At 51.0% G+C, this 19,094-nt stretch carries 19 protein-coding genes and 1 tRNA gene; 8 read left to right on the top strand and 12 right to left on the bottom strand.

Features of this window, described 5'->3' with window-relative positions; genetic code table 11:
• Positions 1–44: 44 nt before the first annotated feature.
• The 4 genes from ACMAY6_RS13045 to ACMAY6_RS13060 all read right to left on the bottom strand — a co-directional run bounded on the left by ACMAY6_RS13045 (position 45) and on the right by ACMAY6_RS13060 (position 5,335).
• Complete coding sequence (locus ACMAY6_RS13045; protein ID WP_435212476.1) at positions 45–623, bottom strand: DUF6702 family protein; 579 nt, start codon at positions 621–623, stop codon at positions 45–47.
• Positions 620–3,115 (bottom strand): M1 family metallopeptidase, encoded by a 2,496-nt coding sequence (locus ACMAY6_RS13050; RefSeq protein WP_435212478.1) that lies wholly within the window; start codon positions 3,113–3,115, stop codon positions 620–622. Before ACMAY6_RS13050 ends, ACMAY6_RS13045 begins: the two co-directional genes overlap by 4 nt.
• 120 nt (positions 3,116–3,235) lie before the next feature.
• Positions 3,236–4,771 carry a phospholipase D family protein gene (locus ACMAY6_RS13055; RefSeq protein WP_435212480.1) on the bottom strand — a complete coding sequence of 512 codons (1,536 nt, stop codon included), beginning with the start codon at positions 4,769–4,771 and terminating at the stop codon, positions 3,236–3,238.
• Positions 4,772–4,846: 75 nt separating this feature from the next.
• Complete coding sequence (locus ACMAY6_RS13060; RefSeq protein ID WP_435212482.1) at positions 4,847–5,335, bottom strand: GNAT family N-acetyltransferase; 489 nt, start codon at positions 5,333–5,335, stop codon at positions 4,847–4,849.
• Between the two features lie 280 nt (positions 5,336–5,615).
• Between ACMAY6_RS13060 and ACMAY6_RS13065 the strand changes: the two genes are divergently transcribed.
• The 7 genes from ACMAY6_RS13065 to ACMAY6_RS13095 all read left to right on the top strand — a co-directional run bounded on the left by ACMAY6_RS13065 (position 5,616) and on the right by ACMAY6_RS13095 (position 12,827).
• Positions 5,616–6,041 carry a hypothetical protein gene (locus ACMAY6_RS13065; RefSeq protein ID WP_435212484.1) on the top strand — a complete coding sequence of 142 codons (426 nt, stop codon included), beginning with the start codon at positions 5,616–5,618 and terminating at the stop codon, positions 6,039–6,041.
• A gap of 266 nt (positions 6,042–6,307) precedes the next feature.
• Positions 6,308–7,504: an EAL domain-containing response regulator gene (locus ACMAY6_RS13070; RefSeq protein WP_435212486.1), complete on the top strand. Its 1,197-nt coding sequence runs from the start codon at positions 6,308–6,310 to the stop codon at positions 7,502–7,504.
• A gap of 118 nt (positions 7,505–7,622) precedes the next feature.
• Entirely contained in the window at positions 7,623–8,795 is a 1,173-nt protein-coding gene (locus tag ACMAY6_RS13075; RefSeq protein WP_435212487.1) for a PAS domain S-box protein, read from the top strand.
• A 26-nt stretch (positions 8,796–8,821) separates the two neighbouring features.
• Positions 8,822–9,286, top strand: coding sequence for an STAS domain-containing protein (locus ACMAY6_RS13080; protein WP_435212489.1), 465 nt, complete (start codon positions 8,822–8,824; stop codon positions 9,284–9,286).
• Positions 9,287–9,333: 47 nt separating this feature from the next.
• Complete coding sequence (locus ACMAY6_RS13085) at positions 9,334–9,735, top strand: anti-sigma regulatory factor (RefSeq protein ID WP_435212491.1); 402 nt, start codon at positions 9,334–9,336, stop codon at positions 9,733–9,735.
• Positions 9,726–10,325 carry a SpoIIE family protein phosphatase gene (locus tag ACMAY6_RS13090; protein ID WP_435212493.1) on the top strand — a complete coding sequence of 200 codons (600 nt, stop codon included), beginning with the start codon at positions 9,726–9,728 and terminating at the stop codon, positions 10,323–10,325. The genes ACMAY6_RS13085 and ACMAY6_RS13090 overlap by 10 nt, the downstream gene beginning before the upstream one ends.
• 60 nt (positions 10,326–10,385) lie before the next feature.
• Complete coding sequence (locus ACMAY6_RS13095; protein WP_435212495.1) at positions 10,386–12,827, top strand: ATP-binding protein; 2,442 nt, start codon at positions 10,386–10,388, stop codon at positions 12,825–12,827.
• Between the two features lie 195 nt (positions 12,828–13,022).
• Here ACMAY6_RS13095 and ACMAY6_RS13100 read toward each other — a convergent pair.
• Positions 13,023–13,098: transfer RNA gene (locus ACMAY6_RS13100), tRNA-Lys, on the bottom strand.
• A gap of 66 nt (positions 13,099–13,164) precedes the next feature.
• Here ACMAY6_RS13100 and ACMAY6_RS13105 point away from each other — a divergent pair.
• Positions 13,165–13,599, top strand: coding sequence for a VOC family protein (locus ACMAY6_RS13105; RefSeq protein ID WP_435212496.1), 435 nt, complete (start codon positions 13,165–13,167; stop codon positions 13,597–13,599).
• Positions 13,600–13,671: 72 nt separating this feature from the next.
• On the opposite strand, the gene queC is transcribed toward ACMAY6_RS13105, so the two are convergent.
• From queC to tolR, 7 genes are all read right to left on the bottom strand, one after another.
• A complete protein-coding gene (queC, locus tag ACMAY6_RS13110; RefSeq protein ID WP_435212497.1) occupies positions 13,672–14,337 on the bottom strand; it encodes a 7-cyano-7-deazaguanine synthase QueC in 666 nt (221 codons plus the stop codon).
• A gap of 13 nt (positions 14,338–14,350) precedes the next feature.
• On the bottom strand, positions 14,351–15,010 hold the full coding sequence (gene queE, locus ACMAY6_RS13115) for a 7-carboxy-7-deazaguanine synthase QueE (protein WP_435212499.1): 660 nt from the start codon (positions 15,008–15,010) through the stop codon (positions 14,351–14,353).
• Between the two features lie 9 nt (positions 15,011–15,019).
• Complete coding sequence (ybgF, locus tag ACMAY6_RS13120; protein ID WP_435212501.1) at positions 15,020–15,931, bottom strand: tol-pal system protein YbgF; 912 nt, start codon at positions 15,929–15,931, stop codon at positions 15,020–15,022.
• Between the two features lie 12 nt (positions 15,932–15,943).
• On the bottom strand, positions 15,944–16,492 hold the full coding sequence (gene pal / locus ACMAY6_RS13125; RefSeq protein ID WP_435212503.1) for a peptidoglycan-associated lipoprotein Pal: 549 nt from the start codon (positions 16,490–16,492) through the stop codon (positions 15,944–15,946).
• A gap of 160 nt (positions 16,493–16,652) precedes the next feature.
• Entirely contained in the window at positions 16,653–17,948 is a 1,296-nt protein-coding gene (tolB, locus tag ACMAY6_RS13130; protein WP_435212505.1) for a Tol-Pal system beta propeller repeat protein TolB, read from the bottom strand.
• The gene (locus ACMAY6_RS13135) at positions 17,948–18,679 is read right to left on the bottom strand and encodes a cell envelope integrity protein TolA (protein ID WP_435212506.1); all 732 of its coding nucleotides are present in this window, start codon (positions 18,677–18,679) and stop codon (positions 17,948–17,950) included. Before ACMAY6_RS13135 ends, tolB begins: the two co-directional genes overlap by 1 nt.
• Positions 18,676–19,092 (bottom strand): protein TolR, encoded by a 417-nt coding sequence (gene tolR / locus ACMAY6_RS13140; protein ID WP_435212508.1) that lies wholly within the window; start codon positions 19,090–19,092, stop codon positions 18,676–18,678. The genes ACMAY6_RS13135 and tolR overlap by 4 nt, the downstream gene beginning before the upstream one ends.
• Positions 19,093–19,094: the final 2 nt, after the last annotated feature.

Consider the following 19,094-nt stretch of genomic DNA (forward strand, 5'->3'; position numbering starts at 1 on the left):
AGGCCGGCTTACCAGGGTAATGTGGTAAGCCGGTATTGAGGAGCTTACGAGCTGTTGCTCGAGTTATGGCCGTCCACTGACCAAGTTTGGTTGAGCTCTGGTGCCTCTATACGAATCCATGTGACGGCGTCGGGATGTATCTCTTTGAGCAAGGTGCTGTCAATTTGAGGGATCTCGGCCCCCTCTGAAGCATGCCACTCCTGAAAGACATACAGAAAGTCACCCTCAGTCTCGGCGCCAATCAACTCAAGATGCGCGCTTTCACCCCGTTCAGATAGCGAAAAACGGTCCTCAACATACAGTGCAAGTTGAGCCAACCCCTCGGGACTATCAAGACGGACGTCGACACCCAGCCTCTCCAAAACCCGTTGAGCATCCTGCAGGTGCATATGATGAGTAATCTCAAAGCGATCCTCTGACCAGACCAGCTCGGTCCAAACGCCGTGGTCGCGGTGAGCCTCCGATACCTGAACACTGAGCAACATCAAAACAGCCACAGCCCAGCCCACTCGGTGGAACGCAGGGTAAGCAGGCCACAACCGCGACCTTAGGGGATTCCGCCGTGGAGAAGTGCTTCCATGGGCCTCACCAGCGTTAAAGGCGTCTGGAGTCAAAAGCTTCAATCCTGAACCGCCTCAAGCTCAACATTTTCGCCCTGCTCAGCGACCTCGCCCGACTTTTTCTTGAGTTCTACCAAAAGGTCCGCCATGAGATTTCGGGTCTTTCTATCGCGCTTGTAGGTCTTCAATCGCGATGCTCGGATCTCCGGTGGGAAACGGTTGTTGGCGTAATCCGTGTCTGCAGTTTGATGCTTTCCATCAATTTGTACGTAGGCGATGGGCTTTGCCTCGATCAATCGGTGGGTCACGGCATTTGCATTTCTACGCCAAATTTCCGCAGGAATCATTAAGCTGCGGCTTGAGCCGTCCTCGTAATAGATCTCAAGAGGTATCGGCGACGGCACCCCACCAACATTCTCAAAATCCAAGAAGTAAAACATGGGGTCCTCTTCGAGGGCTCTCGCGAGTGCCGCTTGCTCCCAAGTTTCAAGTTTTTTATAGGCTTTTTGCGCCTCGTTACGATCTTTGTTGGTCACGGTAAATCGATCATTATCGCTGTAAAGATCTTCTAGGTCCTGGTAACGACTTTCACGAGGCACCCGCCCCTCATCGCGGTTACGCAGTACCGTCATGGGTTCAGGGTTATCCTTGGCGGCCTCGATGCGATCAAGTGGCGCATCAATATCGGGATCGCCAGATTTCAGTCGATAAACGCGAATCTCATTGAGCGCAACGTCGACGTGCTCGGTCCCGTAAAACCAAGCTCGCCAGAACCAGTCAAGGTCAACGCCAGAGGCATCTTCCATGGTCCGAAAAAAATCTGCGGGGGTTGGGCGCTTAAATTTCCAGCGCTGCGAGTACTCCCGAAAGGCAAAATCAAAAAGCTCACGCCCCATTACCGTTTCTCGTAACACTGTAAGCGCCGCTGCCGGCTTCACATAAGCATTAGGACCAAACTGCAAAATGGAATCTGATTGGGTCATGACAGGCACTTGGTTTTTTGAGGTCATATAACCCGGTATGTAATCCAAGATGTTAGTGTCATCTCTGAAAGCTGGGTAGTCTTCCTCCCACTCAAGCTCAGCCATATATTCTAAAAATGTGTTTAAACCCTCATCCATCCAGGTCCACTGGCGCTCATCAGAGTTCACGATCATGGGAAAGTAGATGTGCCCAATTTCGTGAATGATTACACCAATGAGTCCGTATTTAATACGGCGCGAATACGCGCGTGCCTCGTTGGCACGGGTCTCAGCTGACTCGGGTTTTTCAGGTTTTGCTCGGGGCGGGTCGGGCCGATAGCCGTTGAAAGTAATCATGGGATATTCCATCCCGCCACTTTCCCAAGTATTTACAGACTGGGCGGTTGGATAAGGGTAGTCAAAAGAGAAGCGACTGTAGACATCGAGCGTATGAACAACAGCTTGGGTGGAATACTGTGACCACACCGGCTCGGCTTCGTTCGGGTAAAAAGACATGGCCAATACCGAGTCATATTGCGCCCCGGGTTGCTCATGGAGCATAGCGTCCCAGACAAATTTAGCCGAACTCGACCAGGCAAAATCTCGAACGTTTTCGGCCTTGAAGATCCAGGTTTTCTCCCCCGACGGCTGCGTCTGCTCATTCGCCAAGGCCTCCTCTGGCGTCACAATGAATCGTGGCTTTTTATTATCTACAGCCGCCAACCTATTGCGTTGTTCTGGCGACAGCACAAGGTCAGGATTAGCAAGGACACCGGTTGCAGAGACAATGTGATTGTCAGGAACCGTAAGGGCTACTTGGTAGTTACCAAACTCTAGGGTAAATTCCCCCCGCCCTAAAAAGGCCTTATTTTGCCAGCCAGCATAATCGGTATAAGCCGCCAGGCGGGGAAACCACTGCGCCAAAAAGAAGAGTTGGGTGTCGGTCTTTTCAAAATACTCGAAGCCGCCTCTGCTGCCAACGGCAACCTCCTCGAGAATATTGAATCGCCATTCCACAGTAAACTCGACCCGCTCACCCGGAAGCAGCGGATTACTCAGATCGAGACGCGCCATGGTGCCGACGATAGCTGCCTGCATGGGGTCACCTTTGCTGTTGCGAAAAAACAACCCCTCATAGCCGTACTGATTGTCAGCATAGGACTGCTGCTCGCGTAGCGTTCCATAACTCACCCGATCCTCTGAAACTGCTCGTGACCGCTGATCAAGAGAGTCGCTACGGAATCGGTTTTGATCCAATTGTAACCAGAGGTACGTCAAGGTATCGGGGCTATTGTTGGTGTAGCCAATCACCGCCGTCGCCGCTATTTTCCGCGTCGGTGCATCGAGCACTGCGGTGATGTCATAGTCTGCCCGCTGCTGCCAGTAAGCATGGCCCGGCGCACCCGATGCTGTCCGGTAGCTATTAGCATCAGGCAGCTCTTGTCCCAGCTGTGCAAATGCTAGGCGACCGCTTCCTACCTCATCAAGATCATCATCAGCAACGGTAAATCCGGCAAAGCCAAAACAAAAACAAAAAAGAAATAATAGCCAGCGATGGCTCATTAGACTGTAGACCGGAAGTTTTTGATACATGTCACTGCACACTCAAATTGTAAAGTTTCAAGGTTAATGTGGGCGGAAAGCAACCCCGCAGGCAGCGCTCAGCCGGTGCGTATCGTAACCATTTGGCGATGCACCGAGCAATTTCCGGATTTATAGCTCATTTTCCAGAGGCAAGATCCTAAATAGGCTCCAAATAAGTCGGTCCCACCAAGTGCTACCGGGGTCATGATGAAGCTGTGTTTCAGCGCCCTCGAGCTCTCCGGTCCAAACCAACGATTCATTCTCGTCAAGAGACAATCGCCACGCTGCCTCTGGGGCAAAATCCCGCTCCATTTCCTGCAACACCTCTGCGGCAAAATTGGCGTCGTCTACGACTAAAGCAATCTCTGAATTCCACACCCTCGAGCGTGGATCCATATTGTAAGAACCAATAACGCTGAGGCGACCATCCACGACCATGGCCTTGGTGTGCAAACCGGCGTGGGCATCCTCACCCACCCGATCGAGGTAGGCCGCAAGAGCACCTGTGCCCTGCACTTCATACAGCTCAATATTTGCTGACAGCAGCTGCTTTCGATACTTCGCGTAGTAAGCATGAACAGCCCCATGATTTGTCGATGCAGCTGAGTTTGTCAGTATGCGAACATCAACCCCATTTTCGCTGAGGGCCGTGAGATTCCCTAACATAGGGCCGTTGGGAATCAGATAGGCAGTTTGAATCTGAACCGCGCTCAACGGCGTTAATTCAGGGTCCTCCGTAAACGCAGTGAAAGCCGAGTCGGGGTACTCTCCACCGCGGTCAGGACGATCAACTAGGATCCGCGCATTTGTCCACAGTAGACCCTTCGCAAGCCTCTCTAACCAAGCCGGATCAGAGACAACAGCACCGTGCTCCTTATCACCAGAGCGTACGCGCTGCCTAGCTGCCGACAACCGGTTTCGCTGTGCCGCATCGATTGCTTGCAAACTCTGTTGACTCAAAGCCTCCACGGGAACTGCAAACTCTGAATTCCAAAAAAGATCAAAAGCCTCCCCGACGTTCGCGACCACTGACCCCATTGTCAGCGCATCGATATCCTGAAAATTAAAGCTGCTGTTGCGACCAAAATACTCATCGCCAATGTTGCGCCCTCCCAGCACTGCCGCCACACCATCGACAAGAAAGATTTTATTGTGCATACGGTAGTTGAAAGTCGATTTGTTAAAAGCGTAGTTGGGCATTTTGGCAGCCCCCCGATTGCCCATAGGATTGAACAAACGAACCTGCACATTGGGGTGTGAATTCAGCGTTTGATAAGCTGAGTCCCTGCCTGAGTGATAAATATCATCGAGCAAAATACGCACGCGCACTCCGCGATCAGCTGCAGCCAAAACTTCATGACTTAAACTCAGACCGCTATCGTCGCCTTGCCAAAGATAGTATTGTAAATCGAGAGTGGCCTGAGCGAGCTCTGCCAAGCCGAGTCGCACCTGCAAGGCCTCTTCTGGATCAGCCAGCAACGCCACCCCTGAACCCGCCTGAGATTGCGCCAGCCTTACCAAAGGTGATGCCGGGGGCTCTAAGTCATAAAAGTAGCTTTGAGTTTTATCGGGTAATAAAGGAGCCGAAGCACAACCGACTATTAATAACGCCAGTAACGCCCCTACGATAAATCGATAGATTGCCGCGGCGGCCACACTATACATTTCCAAACACACCACTGGAGTCTGTAAATGCGAAGGCAGGCGTAAATTGACCCACGACGGTGCAGTTCAATACCCTCACTTCGATTCGGCCAGCTCCGCCAACGCAGCACCCGTCAGCCGATAGCCCACCCACTCAGACTGTGGCAGCGCACCTAGAGACTCATAAAATTCGATAGCCGGCTTATTCCAATCCAAGACATTCCACTCGAATCTGGCACAGTCATGACCTACAGCAACTTGTGCAAGGTGTCTAAGCAGCGCCTTCCCCGCCCCAGAGCCGCGATGCTGAGGTGAAACGTAAAGGTCCTCGAGAAATAGTCCGTGACGTCCGGTCCAGGTAGAAAAATTAAAAAAGTAGAGTACGAAGCCTATGGCCACACCCTCGCTTCGGCAGATAGCCGACCAAACTTTAGGCGTATCACCAAAAAGCGCCTTTGCTAAATCGTCTTCAGTAGCTTGTACCAAATCAATGGCATGCTCGTACTCGGCCAACTCGCGAATAAAGCGCATGATAATGGCAACATCTTCGGGCTTGGCTTGCAAAATCTCGAACACTGGTTTCATTCTTCTCCGACACTCCCGCAGCAAAACTGCTTACACCATCAACAGACCCCACAGGTCCTCTCATTAGCTAAGGTAGACACAAACTTTTAGAGCGGGTTGCCACATTAATATTTTGTGACATTTACTTGTGGTTTGTATGAAGAATCCACCGCAGGATCTCCTATGCCCTGTAGCCGTATAGAATCCAATTACAGGCTACCGCAGCCTTGGGGGGTTTTCTATGACTGGCACGCCCAATCTAACGAGCACCTTACCCCCGTCACCTAGGAGAGTCATTACCATGTCCAGCCAGCAAACCTGCTCATACTTACTTGCTAACCTCGACCCTGTGCTGTGCCCAGACCCCTGGGTTTTTGACCACATCGCTGAAGGCGCTCCGTCGAATTTGAACATCGCCACGTTATTTGCGCTCATTCAGGAATCTGAGGGCAGCACGTTGATTCGACGTGCACCAGCAGGCACCAACTCCCTGCCCATGAGTCAACCAACGTTCGCAAAAATTACTCTGCAGGTTTGTTCAGACCTTGAGGCAGTGGGCCTTACAGCGGCGGTCGCTCAAGCCCTAACCGACATTAATATGTGCGCAAATGTTGTGGCTGCTGCATTGCACGATCACATCTTTGTACCTTACGAGCGTAGATTTGAGGCTATTGACTGTTTAAAGGTCCTGTCAGTCTCTGCGCAACAGCTACAACCCAAAGATTAGCAGCGGCGGTTTTTCCCATATTTTATAAGTCTGGCGCCGATAAATTAATGCCGACGCCCAAAAATTTCGACCTCCATACAGCACAAGGACCTGTCCTAAGTTTGTTCCGTTTTGGTTAAAAATTTTTTGCATCTGACCTATAGCTAAACGCCAAATCCAAGGCATATACTGTGACCTAGGTCACGGAATGCCCATACCTAATAACAAGGCTTTGGGGCGCCGCGAGTTTGCTGCGCCAAACAGCTTGAAACAGGACGACTCGGGAAATGGACACTTCCTCATTCAAAGTACTGGTGGTTGACGATGAAGCCTTCGTACTTAAACTCACAGTCAGAATTTTATCAAAACTCGGCTACGACAACGTCGTTACGGCAAATAATGGGGTCGTCGCGCTCGCTGAGATAGACAAAGCAGATACGCCTTTTGACATCATTGTCTGTGATCTTAATATGCCGGAGATGGACGGCATTGCATTCATGCGGCACGCTGCCGAAAAGAACGTTAGAGCGGGTATGATTCTTCTCAGCGGCGAAGACGAACGAATGCTCGAAACCGCAAGGGATTTGGCCGCCGCCCACAACCTCCACATACTGGGTGTTATTCCAAAACCCCTGAAGCCCGACGCGCTCAGTAATCTTCTCGATACATTCCAACCCACGACCGCAGCAGCTACAAATAGCTGGCATCAGGACAGCATTTCTGAGGCCGAGCTGCTCGATGGAATGAATACCGAGCAGTTGCATCTGGTTTACCAACCTAAAGTCGACATCACCACAGGTACAGTGACCGGGGTTGAAACCTTGGCAAGATGGATGCATCCCGAGAGAGGCTTGCTGGGGCCAGGGGCATTTATTCCCCTTGCGGAAGATAGTGGACACATTGATCAGCTCACTTGCGCCATTTATGAAAAAGCCATGCATCAGGCAGGCGATTGGTTAGCGCAGGGCATTGCCATGAAAATATCGGTCAATATATCGGTCAACTCTTTTACGGCCCCCGGTTTCACGGACTTTCTAATTGAAACCGCCCAGAACGAAGGCATGGATTTATCTAACGTTGTGTTGGAAGTCACCGAAACTCAGGTCATGGACAATGCCCTAGGTATATTAGAAACACTTATGCGCCTGCGAATGAAAAGATTTGCGTTATCCATTGATGACTTTGGAACAGGTAACGCCTCTATGGAACAGCTAAAACGTATTCCATTTAGCGAGCTGAAGGTCGATCGCGCTTTCGTTTTTGGTGCCGCGAAAAACGCGGGGGCCAGAGCGATATTGGAGTCTAGTGTGACTCTAGCGAAGAGTCTGAAAATGGACATTGTCGCCGAAGGTGCAGAAAACAGAGAAGACTGGGATCTTTTAGAATCTTTAGGTGTGGACACAGTCCAAGGGTTTTATTGCGCCAAACCGATGAACAACGCAGATCTCATGGCCTTTTTAGAGGATTGGACAGGGCCTCATTGACCGGAGCGGCAACTCACCTCAAAAAAGCCAAGTCAAAAATCAAGTTTTGGTGCTCTAACCAAAAAGCACCTAAAAATCTCCACCAATAAAACGATCATTAAGACCAAGGAATTCCGCTATGAGCAGCAACGCAGACCTCGATCACAACGAAGCCTTAGTTAACGCCATCCAACTGTCTCAGGGCGTCATTGAGTTCAATATGGACGGCACGATTATTACAGCAAACCAAAAATTTCTCGATCTCATGGAGTATTCCTTAGCGGAGCTAGAGGGCAAGCACCACCAAATATTTTGCTCTAAGAGCTATATAAAATCACAAGAGTACAAAGAATTTTGGGAGAAAATGAACCGGGGTGAATTCGACGTCGGTGAATATATAAGGTTCGCAAAAAATGGAGAGGCTGTTTACATTCGAGCCTCATATAACCCAATTCTTAATGAAGATGGGCAGCCCTACAAAGTCATCAAAATTGCATCCGATGTCACTGAGCTGAAACAAGCAAACGCTGAGGCCCAAGGCAAAGTCACCGCCATTGATTTATCTCAAGGCACCATTGAGTTTGCTATGGATGGCACAATCCTAACCGCGAATGAGACGTTCCTTAACACGCTAGGCTACTCACTCGACGAGGTAAAAGGCCAGCATCACAGTATGTTCTGCGACGATGCTTATGTCGCAAGCAACGATTACGCCAAATTTTGGGAGACCCTACGCTCCGGGAACTACCATCGAGGGGAGTTTAGCCGCCTGGGTAAAAATGGCCGCCAGCTTCATATTCGCGCCACCTACAATCCAATCTTAAATCTCAAAGGCGAGCCCATAAAAGTTCTCAAAATCGCCGACGATATTTCTAAGCAGAGACGTATGGAAGCCGAGAGAGAAAAGCAGCAGGCGTTGATAATGGAAATGTCGACGCCGGTGATGCAGCTTTGGGACAACATACTATTGCTACCTGTTGTAGGCCTCGTCGACTCCAAGCGCGTGCAATTAATCATGGAAACCGCCTTGCAAAAAATCCTCGATTATCAAGCCAAGCTGCTGATTTTGGACATACAGGGCGTGCCCGCTGTAGACAGTGCTGTCGCCAATCACTTGATTCAAATAACCAAAGCCACTCGATTAATGGGTTGCACCTCAATCGTTACTGGCATCTCCCCCGAAATCTCACAGGCATTGGTCAATTTGGGCATTGATCTGGGCGACATTCAGACACAGGCCACATTAAAAGACGGCGTGAGTTTCTCTTTGGCCAATTTAGGCATGAAGCTTCAAACGATTAACGCCGACTAATTAGGCCTCCAAAACTAGGTTTTTGTATGACCCTACCATCCCAGTTGCACCGAATTACCATGCACGAAACTCAGCGGTGCCTGGTCGTTCCAATTCAGGAGGAACTGTCTCAAGCCGCTGCCAAGAGCATCCAACAGCAAATTCTTGATCGAGTTCACACGCGCCCCCTAGTCGGCGTAGTGATCGACCTAGCAGGGGTACAGATCATTGACAGTGTGTTATGGCATGCGTTCATTGATACGACCCGAATGATCAAAGTTATGGGGGTTCCCTCAGTACTAACAGGACTCAACCCTGGGGCGGTCGCATCGATCATTGACTTACAGCTGGACTGCGACGAAATAGAGACCGCAATGCACCTTGAAGACGCCTTGACTAGACTCACTCGGGGCGCTCGAACTCCATCTGAAGTCGCCGACGAGCCTGAAGCCTCGGTTACAGAAGCAGATCAACCGATGGACCGTCCGAAAGGTTCATTTGCCGACGCTTAAACAATGTCTTTTACGCCGTCTCAAGGAAGCATGGAACTTATAATTTAATGGCTCAAAATTCAGTAAAACTACAAATTGAGGAGACAGCTGATGTGGCGTACGCCGCGTTAGACGCTAGGAACTTTGCCAGAGGCCTTGGCTTCTCTGTTGCTGATCAGTACACGATTGCAACCGCAGTCAGCGAACTGGCACAAAATATTGTGAAGTACGCCGATTTTGGACACCTGACTTTTCAGACAGTAGAAAAAGGGGCCAGCGTGGGTTTAAAAGTCGTAGCCAAAGACACCGGTCCAGGCATCGAAGACCTTCCCAACGCCATGGCGGACAAATTCAGTACCGGAGGTACGATGGGCGTGGGGCTACCTGGCACCAAAAGGCTGATGGATGAGTTTCATATCGATAGCGTCTTGGGTCAGGGCACTCAGATTGTGGTGACCAAGTGGCGATAACACCCAAAATAAACATTGAATATGCTGTCGCTGAAAAGCCCCTTGAGTCTGTTAATGGCGATCAGGCCTTCTTCCGCCAACACGACGGGTCCGTTTTTTTTGGCATCGTTGATGGAGCCGGCCACGGTCGAGATGCACATGAAATCGCCAATATCATGTGCGATTTTTTAAACAGTCACTCGCACCTTGAATTAACAGAACTTATGCAAGCTCTTCATGCCCATCTAAAAGGGAGTCGAGGAGGGGTGGCTATATTTGGCAGGATTGATCTTGCAACAGCAACGGCGAGCTACGTTGGTGTGGGAAATATTGAGATGCGGGTGTTTGGCTCGCAAACAAAACGCTGTGTGCTAACTCCCGGTGTCCTAGGTTATAACATCAGGACGCCTAAGCATCAGGTTAGCGACTTAACTGCAGGTGATGTGCTCGTCCTGCACAGCGACGGTATCTCATCAACTTTTGATCTCTACGACTACCCCGACCTGCCTTGGGACAATGCCCAAACTATTGCAACGACCATTGTCGATAGATTCAACAAAAACAATGACGATGCCACGGCGCTTGCCATCCGAATAGTGCAAGCTCAATAGCAGGCGGCGCGAGGTTAATGACGCACACAAAACAAAGATCAGGTAGTGCAAGGAAGCGGCATGATTGAGCTGGGCAATATTTCGATACGTAACGACGACGGCGTGTTACAGGGCCGAAACAAAATTCGAATGCTAGCCGTCGAATTCGGCTTTAGTGCCATTCAAGCCACACGACTCGCAACCGCTTCGTCTGAAGTATGTCGGCAACTTCTTTGCGAGAACAAACGACTGTCAATTGCCACCGCAGTTGATGAAATCGACGGAAAGTTGGGCTTTGCACTGACTTTTAAGGGTGCAGCGTCGGAGCTCGCGACAGAGCGTTATGCCTTAATTTTTGACACCATTAAATATGTCTCAGATAACGATGCTGGCTCTAGCGTTTACGCTTTGAAATTTCTCCCCAGTGCCAGCCCGAAAATCACCGACGAGTTGGTCAGCACCCAGCAGGCTATTATCAATCAGCTAAGTGAAGAAGAACTCATGGCTGAGTTGCAAGAAGCCAAAGATGAGGCAGAGGTCGCCGCTCAGGCGAAGAGCGAGTTTCTCGCCAATATGAGCCACGAAATCAGAACCCCGATGAATGGGGTTGTCGGGATGATTGAGCTTCTCAGCCTAACCAAACTTGACTCAGAACAGCACGAAATGCTCCAAACAATCTCTGACTCGGGCCAATCTTTGCTCACCATCATCAATGATATTCTCGATTTCTCTAAGTTCGAGGCTGGTAAACTTGAGATAGAAGAAGTCGAAACAACATTGGTCACGTTCCTTGAGAGCACAGCCCAAACACTAGCCCCCAGTGCCCTCAAAAAAGATGTACAGATTATCGTCCATGCTGCGGCAGGCACCCCTGAACAGCTCATGCTGGACCCTGTCCGCACTGGTCAGATATTGATAAACCTGGCCAGCAACGCCATTAAATTTTCTGATGGCGGCGAGGTACTGGTAAAAGCAGAGCGCATTAATTCAACTCATGAAAACAAAACAACATTACGCCTTAGCGTTGTTGATCAAGGTATTGGCATATCAGCAGAGGCACAAAAGAAACTGTTTCAAGACTTCAGTCAGGCTGATTCATCGACAACCCGGAAGTATGGGGGTACCGGCCTTGGGCTAGCCATTTCCAAACGACTCACAGAGATGATGGGCGGCACCATAGGAGTGAAAAGTCGCCCCGGAGAGGGCTCTACCTTTTACAGTGAAATTCCATTCAGTGTGATTAGTGAAAATATGCAGCCGCACTCCCGACACCACCTTGAGGGGCTGCGGGTGCTTGTCTTGAGCAGCAGCGATAATTATCGAGCAACCTGTACCGATTACCTCAGCGCAGTCGCCGCAATACCTGGCACAGCCAGTACAACATCGGAAGCACTGCAATACTGCATTGAAGCGGAGTCATCAGGACACCCCGTAGACATCTTGCTCATCCCAAGTCCGTCGAATCATACCGACTCTGTTGCCAGACTGACTTCCGCAGTGCCGTCGCAGCTCTCAGCACTGCCTAAATTGCTCATCGGTGCAGATCCCCGACAGCCCGAAGCCGTTTTAGAGCCGGGTCAGGTGGCTACCACTTTAGACATAAACCCTTTGCGACAGGAGAACTTCTTCCGCACTCTTGCGTCTGTCATGGGTAGAGCCACAGCAGAAGTCGAGTCCAAGCCCTCAGATATTGAGCTACCCACTAAAATTGCCCCCTCGCCAGAAGAGGCACTTGCACAAGGCAAACTTATCCTTCTTGCTGAAGACAATCCCACCAATCAAAATGTGATTCGACGGCAGTTAAATCGCCTTGGTTATGCGTGTGAGATTGCGGACGATGGTAAAGCCGCCTTTGATCTGTGGCGCGAAAAACCCTACGCCCTGCTACTGACTGATTGCCACATGCCACGCTGGGATGGCTTTGAGTTGACTGCCGCAATTCGCGATCACGAGAGCAAAACATCCAGTCACCTACCGATCATTGCTATCACTGCGAATGCCCTTCATGGAGAAGCTGAACGCTGTATCGAAAGGGGCATGGACGACTTCATGACCAAGCCCGTCGAAATGGCGGTGCTGCTGTCCAAACTGGAGCTGTGGATGGGCGATGGGGGCATGGCAATAACCGAAGATGCCCAATCCGCAGTCCCTAGTGACGAGCCCACTCGTGTTAATTCTGCGCCTATGACGGCCAACCCGGCTGTTAACCCACTGGTGCTGATGGAAATGTTCGGTGACGACGAAGAAACGTGCACTGAAATATTGCAGGACTTTCTAGATCCATCTTGGGTGATTATCGAAGAAATCAGTGCCGGCTATATCGCACGATCAGCGGAGTTGGTGCAGCAGGCAAGCCATAAACTTAAGTCAGCGGCATTCAGTGTGGGTGCTGAGGAGTTAGGCGATCAGTGTCGACAAATTGAAGCCGCGGCAAAAGCTGATGATTGGAAAACTATTGATCAAGTTGTACCCGACCTGACAAGCTCAATGAAACAGGTCGCCGCCTATATTGGCCAACTATAATCGCCCTCAACGGCGCCATAAATCGCGTCCGCGACCATTTTTTCCCGCCCGCAAACAGAACAACTCGACGATTTAAGCCATTCAAAGGGGCATTGGGAATGCTGCGCTCAGCGCTATTGGCAATTTGAGAGAGGGTTCCGCGACCCAAACTGGCTAGCTGTCTTGTAGCTAACCGCTTGAGATTTGGAGAAAAAATGGTGGGTCGTGCTGGGTTCGAACCAGCGACCAATTGGTTAAAAGCCAACTGCTCTACCGACTGAGCTAACGACCCGAAAAGAATGCGCTATCACTGCGAGGGGGGTATCGTACGGATTCTCAAAAAAAGTGCAAGCTAACTATGACGATCCAACCAATAAGACCCTTTCATCTCGCCCTCCCCTGTCAAGATTTAGCAAAAACTCAAACCTTCTACTGCGACATTCTAGGCTGCAGCCTAGGACGGACCAGCGAGTGTTGGATCGATCTCAACTTGTACGGTCACCAATTGGTTTTTCATGATTGTGGCGGGGAAACTCTACAAGAAATGCATAATCCAGTAGATCAGCACGCCATTCCCGTGCCACATTTTGGGATTGTCCTGACGCCTCCAGACTTCGACACCCTCGCAGCGCGCCTTGATGGCAAGGTCAATTGGATCTTAGAACCCAGCATGCGCTTTCAAAATACCGCTGGCGAACAGAAAACATTATTTTTCAGAGATCCCAACAATTACGCGCTGGAATTCAAGAGTTTCGCTGATGACCGTTTTCTTTTTGAGCCTTTCGAAAGCTGAGCTAGCTCGTGATAGACCCAAAAACCCAGTCTTGGGTGTCAGAGGGCCCGCGCAAAAAGCTCTATATTGGCTTCACACATAGCGAGTGGGGTCAGCCACCCCCGCTTCGATAAACCCCTGTGCTCGCAGCCTACAGCTGTCACAGCGGCCGCAAGCGATGCCCGCATCACTAGCCTGGTAGCAGGACACGGTCTGTGCATAGTCAACGCCCAATTCAACACCGCGAGTAATGATCTCAGCTTTGGTCATATCAATAATGGGCGTGCAAATCTTAATGGGGTCTCCCTCAACTCCAGCCTTGGTAGCAACCGCCGTCAAGGCGCCAAAAGCCTCAATAAATTCAGGCCGGCAATCGGGATACCCGGAGTAATCAACCGCATTAACCCCGATATAAATTTCCGATGCACCAATGACCTCAGCCCAGCCTAGAGCAATAGATAGAAAAACTGTATTACGTGCTGGAACATAGGTAACGGGTATTCCTTCGGTGGGCTCAACAGGCACATCAATAGCATCGTCTGTCAGAGCAGAGCCACCAATGCCCCGCAAATCAAGGCTCACCGTTTTATGAACAGTGCCCTCAAAACTCGCTGCCACTCGTGCGGCTGCACCCAACTCAGCCCGATGGCGCTGACCATAGTCAAAACTTAAGGCATAACACTGGCGCTCGGCCGCATGGGCCATCGCCAGCACAGTCGCAGAATCCAATCCACCTGAGGTAAGCACTACCGCTTTCATAAGTTCGCTCTCATTAGTGACCTGGAGCATCGTTCCAAAGCAGTTTGTGCAATTGCAACTGGAACCTACCCGGCACCTTATCTTGCAGCAGCCACTCTGCCAGCTCTCGGGGCTCTAACTTCCCATGGGTAGGTGAAAATAAAATGTCTCCCACGCGGCCTGACAATGTTAGTTCGTCGATTTTGAAGCAGGCCCAGTCGAAGTCACGACGACTACTGACCACAAATTTTATCTGGTCATGGGGGGTAAGCTCGCCAATGTTGTCCCAAAGATTTCTGTGGGATTCACCAGAGTCGGGAGCCTTTAAGTCCATGACTCGACTGACACGCTTATCAACGTCAGCGATGGACAATGCACCACTGGTCTCTAACGACACCTCATAGCCTTCATCACACAAAAGCTTTAACAGGGCCAAACACTCTGGCTGCGCCAACGGTTCACCGCCGGTTACGCAAACACGTGGGCAAGAAAAGTTTTTAATCTGGGTCACAATTTGCCCTAGGCCCAGAATCTCACCGCCAGAGAAGGCGTACTCGGTATCACACCAAACGCACCTCAGGGGACACCCCGTCAGCCGCACAAAAACCGTAGGTAATCCTACGCTTCTTGCCTCACCTTGCAGCGAGTGAAAAATTTCTGTGATGCGAAGTTCTGAATCGGCTAGAGCAGTCATACTGGACGCTTAAAAATTCTCGCCCAAAAAATCTCGCGACAACTGCGCCGCCGGGTGCCCGGAATACTCCCGTACCACCTGATCAAGATACTCACGAGACCGCTCTCGGTTACCCTTCAGAAAGTGTACTTTGCCAAGTTTATACAATGCGTCCGGCACTTTCGCATTATCAGGATATTGATCGAGCAGTAATTTAAAGTTCTGCCGGGCCAGCTCTGGCTCTGCCGGGTCCACAACAAGATACAGCTCCCCCAGCCAATAATGCGCGTTGGGCGCATAAGCACCTAAAGGATAGCGGTCCAAAAACCCCTGAAAGGCATCGACTGCCGCAGCAAAATTCCTAGACTTCACATAACCATAAGCAGACTGATAGGCGGACTCTTCAGCGGGGTCAGCCGCTGCAGGTTTAGTCACTGGTCTCATTGGTATATCGGTGACCGTAGACGAGGGTGTGGTGGTTGGCCCCCCGCCGAAGGTCAGTCCAGAGCCGTCGTCCACAGTGATCTCTGAATTTTTGGCGCTAGCTAATTCAGCGAACCTTCGGTCCAGATCAATATATCGCTCTAAGCTCTGCTCTTTAAGACGCCTAATTTGTGAGGTTTGCTCTTCAACAAGACCATTGAGGCGGCGGACTTCCTCCTGCAGCTGCTGGAGCTGAATAACCAGTGCTCCGGCGTTGACAGCAGTGTCGGCGCCACTGCCATTGGCTTCGACAGGCACGGAGGTCGTCGTATACCCAGAATAAGGTGTTACACCACCTTGTACAGCAGGCTGCACAGGGGCCCCCATCACGCTGGTCGGCTGTGCCGCAGCCTCTCTCTCGGCCTCAACATCAATAAAATCCTGCGCCGAAACCCTCGAGATCACCGCAAAAACAAAAAAGCCGGCTATGACAACCGGCTTGGTTTGACTCTTTTTCAATGCAGGTTTGCCTTATTTGAGCTCAACGCGACGGTTTTGAGACCAGTTAGCCTCGCTAGACCCAAACGCCACGGGATTTTCTTCGCCGTAGCTAATCGCTTCAATACGATAACTGGGGACACCATTAGCAACCATGTAATCCCGAACCGCATTAGCGCGGCGCTCGCCTAGCGCAAGGTTATACTCACGCGTGCCACGCTCGTCAGTGTGGCCTTCGAGGCGGACGCTGTCATCATTTGATAACAAGACTGCAATGTGCGCATCTACCGCCATCCTAGCCGCGTCGGTCAGAGAAGAGCTGTCAAAATCAAAGTAGAAGACTGTGCCTGCAGCCATGGCGGCGTCTTGCAACTGCTGTTGCTCCGCGGCGGCAGCGGCTTCAGCTTGCGCCTGCGCCTCTTTGGCTGCGTTTTGAGCAGCAGCTTGTTCGGCAGCAGCAGCTTCAGCAGCCGCTGCCTCAGCTTGCGCGCTATCGTTTGTTTCATTACCCGAGCAGGCAATGAGTAACAAGGAACCAAAAAGAATGCTGGCAAATTTACCGGCTACTGGAAGTGCTTTCATGTGTCCGTCCTGTCTGAAAATTTGATGGATAAACCACAGTGGTTAATGTATCGCATCCTTTGACAAATTGCTGGCTGATTCCAACATTTAATTCAAATCTGACTTTCAAAACCTCAAAATTTCTGTCTGGAACACCATTAATTTAACGATGTCCCTCAACTTAGGGCAAATATGGGGACCAGGCTGGCTCCTGAACTTCGCCATCTCGTGCAGGCAAATTGAAGCTAACTCCGCCATCGACAGCCACAGCACCTAAAATACTCTTGCCATTGCGCTTGGTGGCATACAGAACAATCGACCCATTCGGCGCGATTGTTGGACTTTCATCCAAGCTAGTCGTTGTCAAAACAGTCAATCGCTCTGTCACAAGATCGTGAACAGCAATGTGGTACGCACCGTCCTGCTGATGAACCAACGCCACGTTGCGGCCATCCTGAGCTACCCGGGCTCGCGCGTTGTACCGCCCCTCGAAGGTCACCCGCGTGGTGTTACCACTCTTCAGGTCATACTGGTAAATTTGGGGCCGCCCGCCACGATCGGAAGTAAACAACAAGGACTGGCCGTCGGGCATCCACGTTGGCTCCGTATCAATGGCATAGTGCTTAGTAAGGCGTGTGAGACGCTTGGACGCGAGGTTCATCAGATAAATATCAGGACTACCATCTTTGCTAAGCACCATTGCCATGGAGTTACCGTCAGGGGAAAACACGGGTGAGTTATTGAGCCCCTTGAAATTTGTCAGCTGCTCTCGAGCACCTGTGCGCAGATTTTGCCGGTAAATAGCCGGGCGCGATGTTTCGAAGGAAACATAAGCGACCTCATCACCATCGGGTGACCATGAAGGCCCTAGAATAGGTTCGCGACTCTCCAGCAGAACGATAGGTCTTGCGCCATCAGAGTCAGCAATAGTCAAACGATAAAAATCCTTCCCTGCTGGGTTGCGAGTAACTGAGACATACAGCAAGCGTGTCGCAAAAGCTCCCGGTATACCTGTCAGTGTCTCGTAAACTGCATCTGCAATTTTATGCGCCAGCATTCTGGCTTCCGAGGCGGTTCCAATGACGACCCCCTCCTCGACAGACAGTTCCCGAGTGCTATCGAAGAGCTGCCAGCTGAGTTTCAAGTTACCTGCAGCAGCCAATTCGTAGCGACCAATCAACACGTAGTCACTATTTATTGCACGCCAATCGCGGAAATATAACTCCGATCCACGAGAGGGATAGCTCAACATATCTCGTCGACTCACGGGGGAAAACTGGCCACTGCGCGCTAAATCTGAGTCGATGATACGAGCGACATCCTCTGGCGAGGCCCCGGACCCTGACCAGCCAAAGGGCACCACAGCGATAGGTGTGGGGTTGTCGACACCCCGAGTAATTTCTATTTGCAGCTGAGCCAGCGCAGGGAAGGTTGCTGTGCAAAGACTTAAAACCACGACTCGTAATAAATAGAGCATCAGTACCTCAGGTCTTCTGGACGGAAAATAAGTTGGAAACGACGAAAGTCGCGTTCGAATACAGCACGGTCTAAAGATTTTACCTCAGAAAAGCGAGCCACTTTCTCGACCGCATTCACTGCACTGCTATCGAACGCCACGTTACCGCTCGACTCTAAAACGGTCACCCCTACAACATCCCCCGTTGGTACGAGGGCTATTTCAAGAATGGCCACCATATTGTTGCGGGCCGAGGGTGGACGGGTCCATCGACCGATCACAGCCTGTTTAATCACAGCGGCCACCTGATCGCTTTCAGAACCCACGCTGCCTTGCTGGGCAAGTTGCTCGGAAGCCAGCGCGGATTCGATATCATTAAGGGTTTCTTGACTCAATTGCTCGGGGGTGCGCTCGGGCTTGGCTGGCTCCAGCGGGGTTGCAGGCTCAACCTTTTGTTCCGGGGTAACCGTAGTCGGTGCAGGTTCAGTGGTTGGCTTTGGCTTGGGCTTTGGCTTTGGCTTTGGCTTGGGCTTGGGCTTGGGCTTGGGCTTGGGCTTGGGCTTGGGCTGCGGTTTTAGCGTATCAGCGGACACCAAGGTCGCCCTAATAGCGACGGGGGTCGCGGCGCGCGCTTCGATGGTTACTGGATTAGCCCAGCGCACCATTAACAACCCCACCACTACGAGGTGAATTGCCAGCGTAAGCGCAACGGGCATTCCAAACCATGTAACTCGGTCTGAGAGGCTGCTCACGGGGCCATCGGTTCCTCTGTGACCAGTCCCACCGAGGGAGCCCCGGAAGCCTGTAACGCCGACATCACCTCAACGACCCTGCCGTAGGGAACGGCCGTGTCACCCCAAACTAATACCGGTTTATCGGGGTCGCGCCGCAATACAGCGGCAACTCGCTGTTGCACAGTGACCAACTCAAGCGCCTGTTTGTCATTGCGCCCCAAGTTTATAAATAATTGGCCCGATTTATCGACCGACACAATCAAGGGTTCACTATCCTGATTTTTAACCGGCTCAGCCGCAGCGTCGGGGAGATCAACCTTTACTCCCTGCATTAACATGGGTGCAGTGACCATAAAAATAATCAAAAGCACCAACATGACATCAATGTAGGGCACTACGTTTATTTCGGCGACGGCTCGGCGTTTACGCATTG

The organism is Luminiphilus sp. nBUS_16 (genome assembly GCF_051201645.1).
In the GTDB taxonomy this organism is placed as follows: domain Bacteria; phylum Pseudomonadota; class Gammaproteobacteria; order Pseudomonadales; family Halieaceae; genus Luminiphilus.

Bases quoted from the DNA above. Each gene is read 5' to 3' on its own strand.
- ACMAY6_RS13050 (WP_435212478.1), bottom strand. From the start codon at position 3,115: ATGTATCAAAAACTTCCGGTCTACAGTCTAATGAGCCATCGCTGGCTA.
- ACMAY6_RS13055 (WP_435212480.1), bottom strand. From the start codon at position 4,771: ATGTATAGTGTGGCCGCCGCGGCAATCTATCGATTTATCGTAGGGGCG.
- ACMAY6_RS13060 (WP_435212482.1), bottom strand. From the start codon at position 5,335: ATGAAACCAGTGTTCGAGATTTTGCAAGCCAAGCCCGAAGATGTTGCC.
- ACMAY6_RS13065 (WP_435212484.1), top strand. From the start codon at position 5,616: ATGTCCAGCCAGCAAACCTGCTCATACTTACTTGCTAACCTCGACCCT.
- ACMAY6_RS13070 (WP_435212486.1), top strand. From the start codon at position 6,308: ATGGACACTTCCTCATTCAAAGTACTGGTGGTTGACGATGAAGCCTTC.
- ACMAY6_RS13075 (WP_435212487.1), top strand. From the start codon at position 7,623: ATGAGCAGCAACGCAGACCTCGATCACAACGAAGCCTTAGTTAACGCC.
- ACMAY6_RS13080 (WP_435212489.1), top strand. From the start codon at position 8,822: ATGACCCTACCATCCCAGTTGCACCGAATTACCATGCACGAAACTCAG.
- ACMAY6_RS13085 (WP_435212491.1), top strand. From the start codon at position 9,334: ATGGCTCAAAATTCAGTAAAACTACAAATTGAGGAGACAGCTGATGTG.
- ACMAY6_RS13095 (WP_435212495.1), top strand. From the start codon at position 10,386: ATGATTGAGCTGGGCAATATTTCGATACGTAACGACGACGGCGTGTTA.
- ACMAY6_RS13105 (WP_435212496.1), top strand. From the start codon at position 13,165: ATGACGATCCAACCAATAAGACCCTTTCATCTCGCCCTCCCCTGTCAA.
- queC (WP_435212497.1), bottom strand. From the start codon at position 14,337: ATGAAAGCGGTAGTGCTTACCTCAGGTGGATTGGATTCTGCGACTGTG.
- queE (WP_435212499.1), bottom strand. From the start codon at position 15,010: ATGACTGCTCTAGCCGATTCAGAACTTCGCATCACAGAAATTTTTCAC.
- pal (WP_435212503.1), bottom strand. From the start codon at position 16,492: ATGAAAGCACTTCCAGTAGCCGGTAAATTTGCCAGCATTCTTTTTGGT.
- tolB (WP_435212505.1), bottom strand. From the start codon at position 17,948: ATGCTCTATTTATTACGAGTCGTGGTTTTAAGTCTTTGCACAGCAACC.
- tolR (WP_435212508.1), bottom strand. From the start codon at position 19,092: ATGCGTAAACGCCGAGCCGTCGCCGAAATAAACGTAGTGCCCTACATT.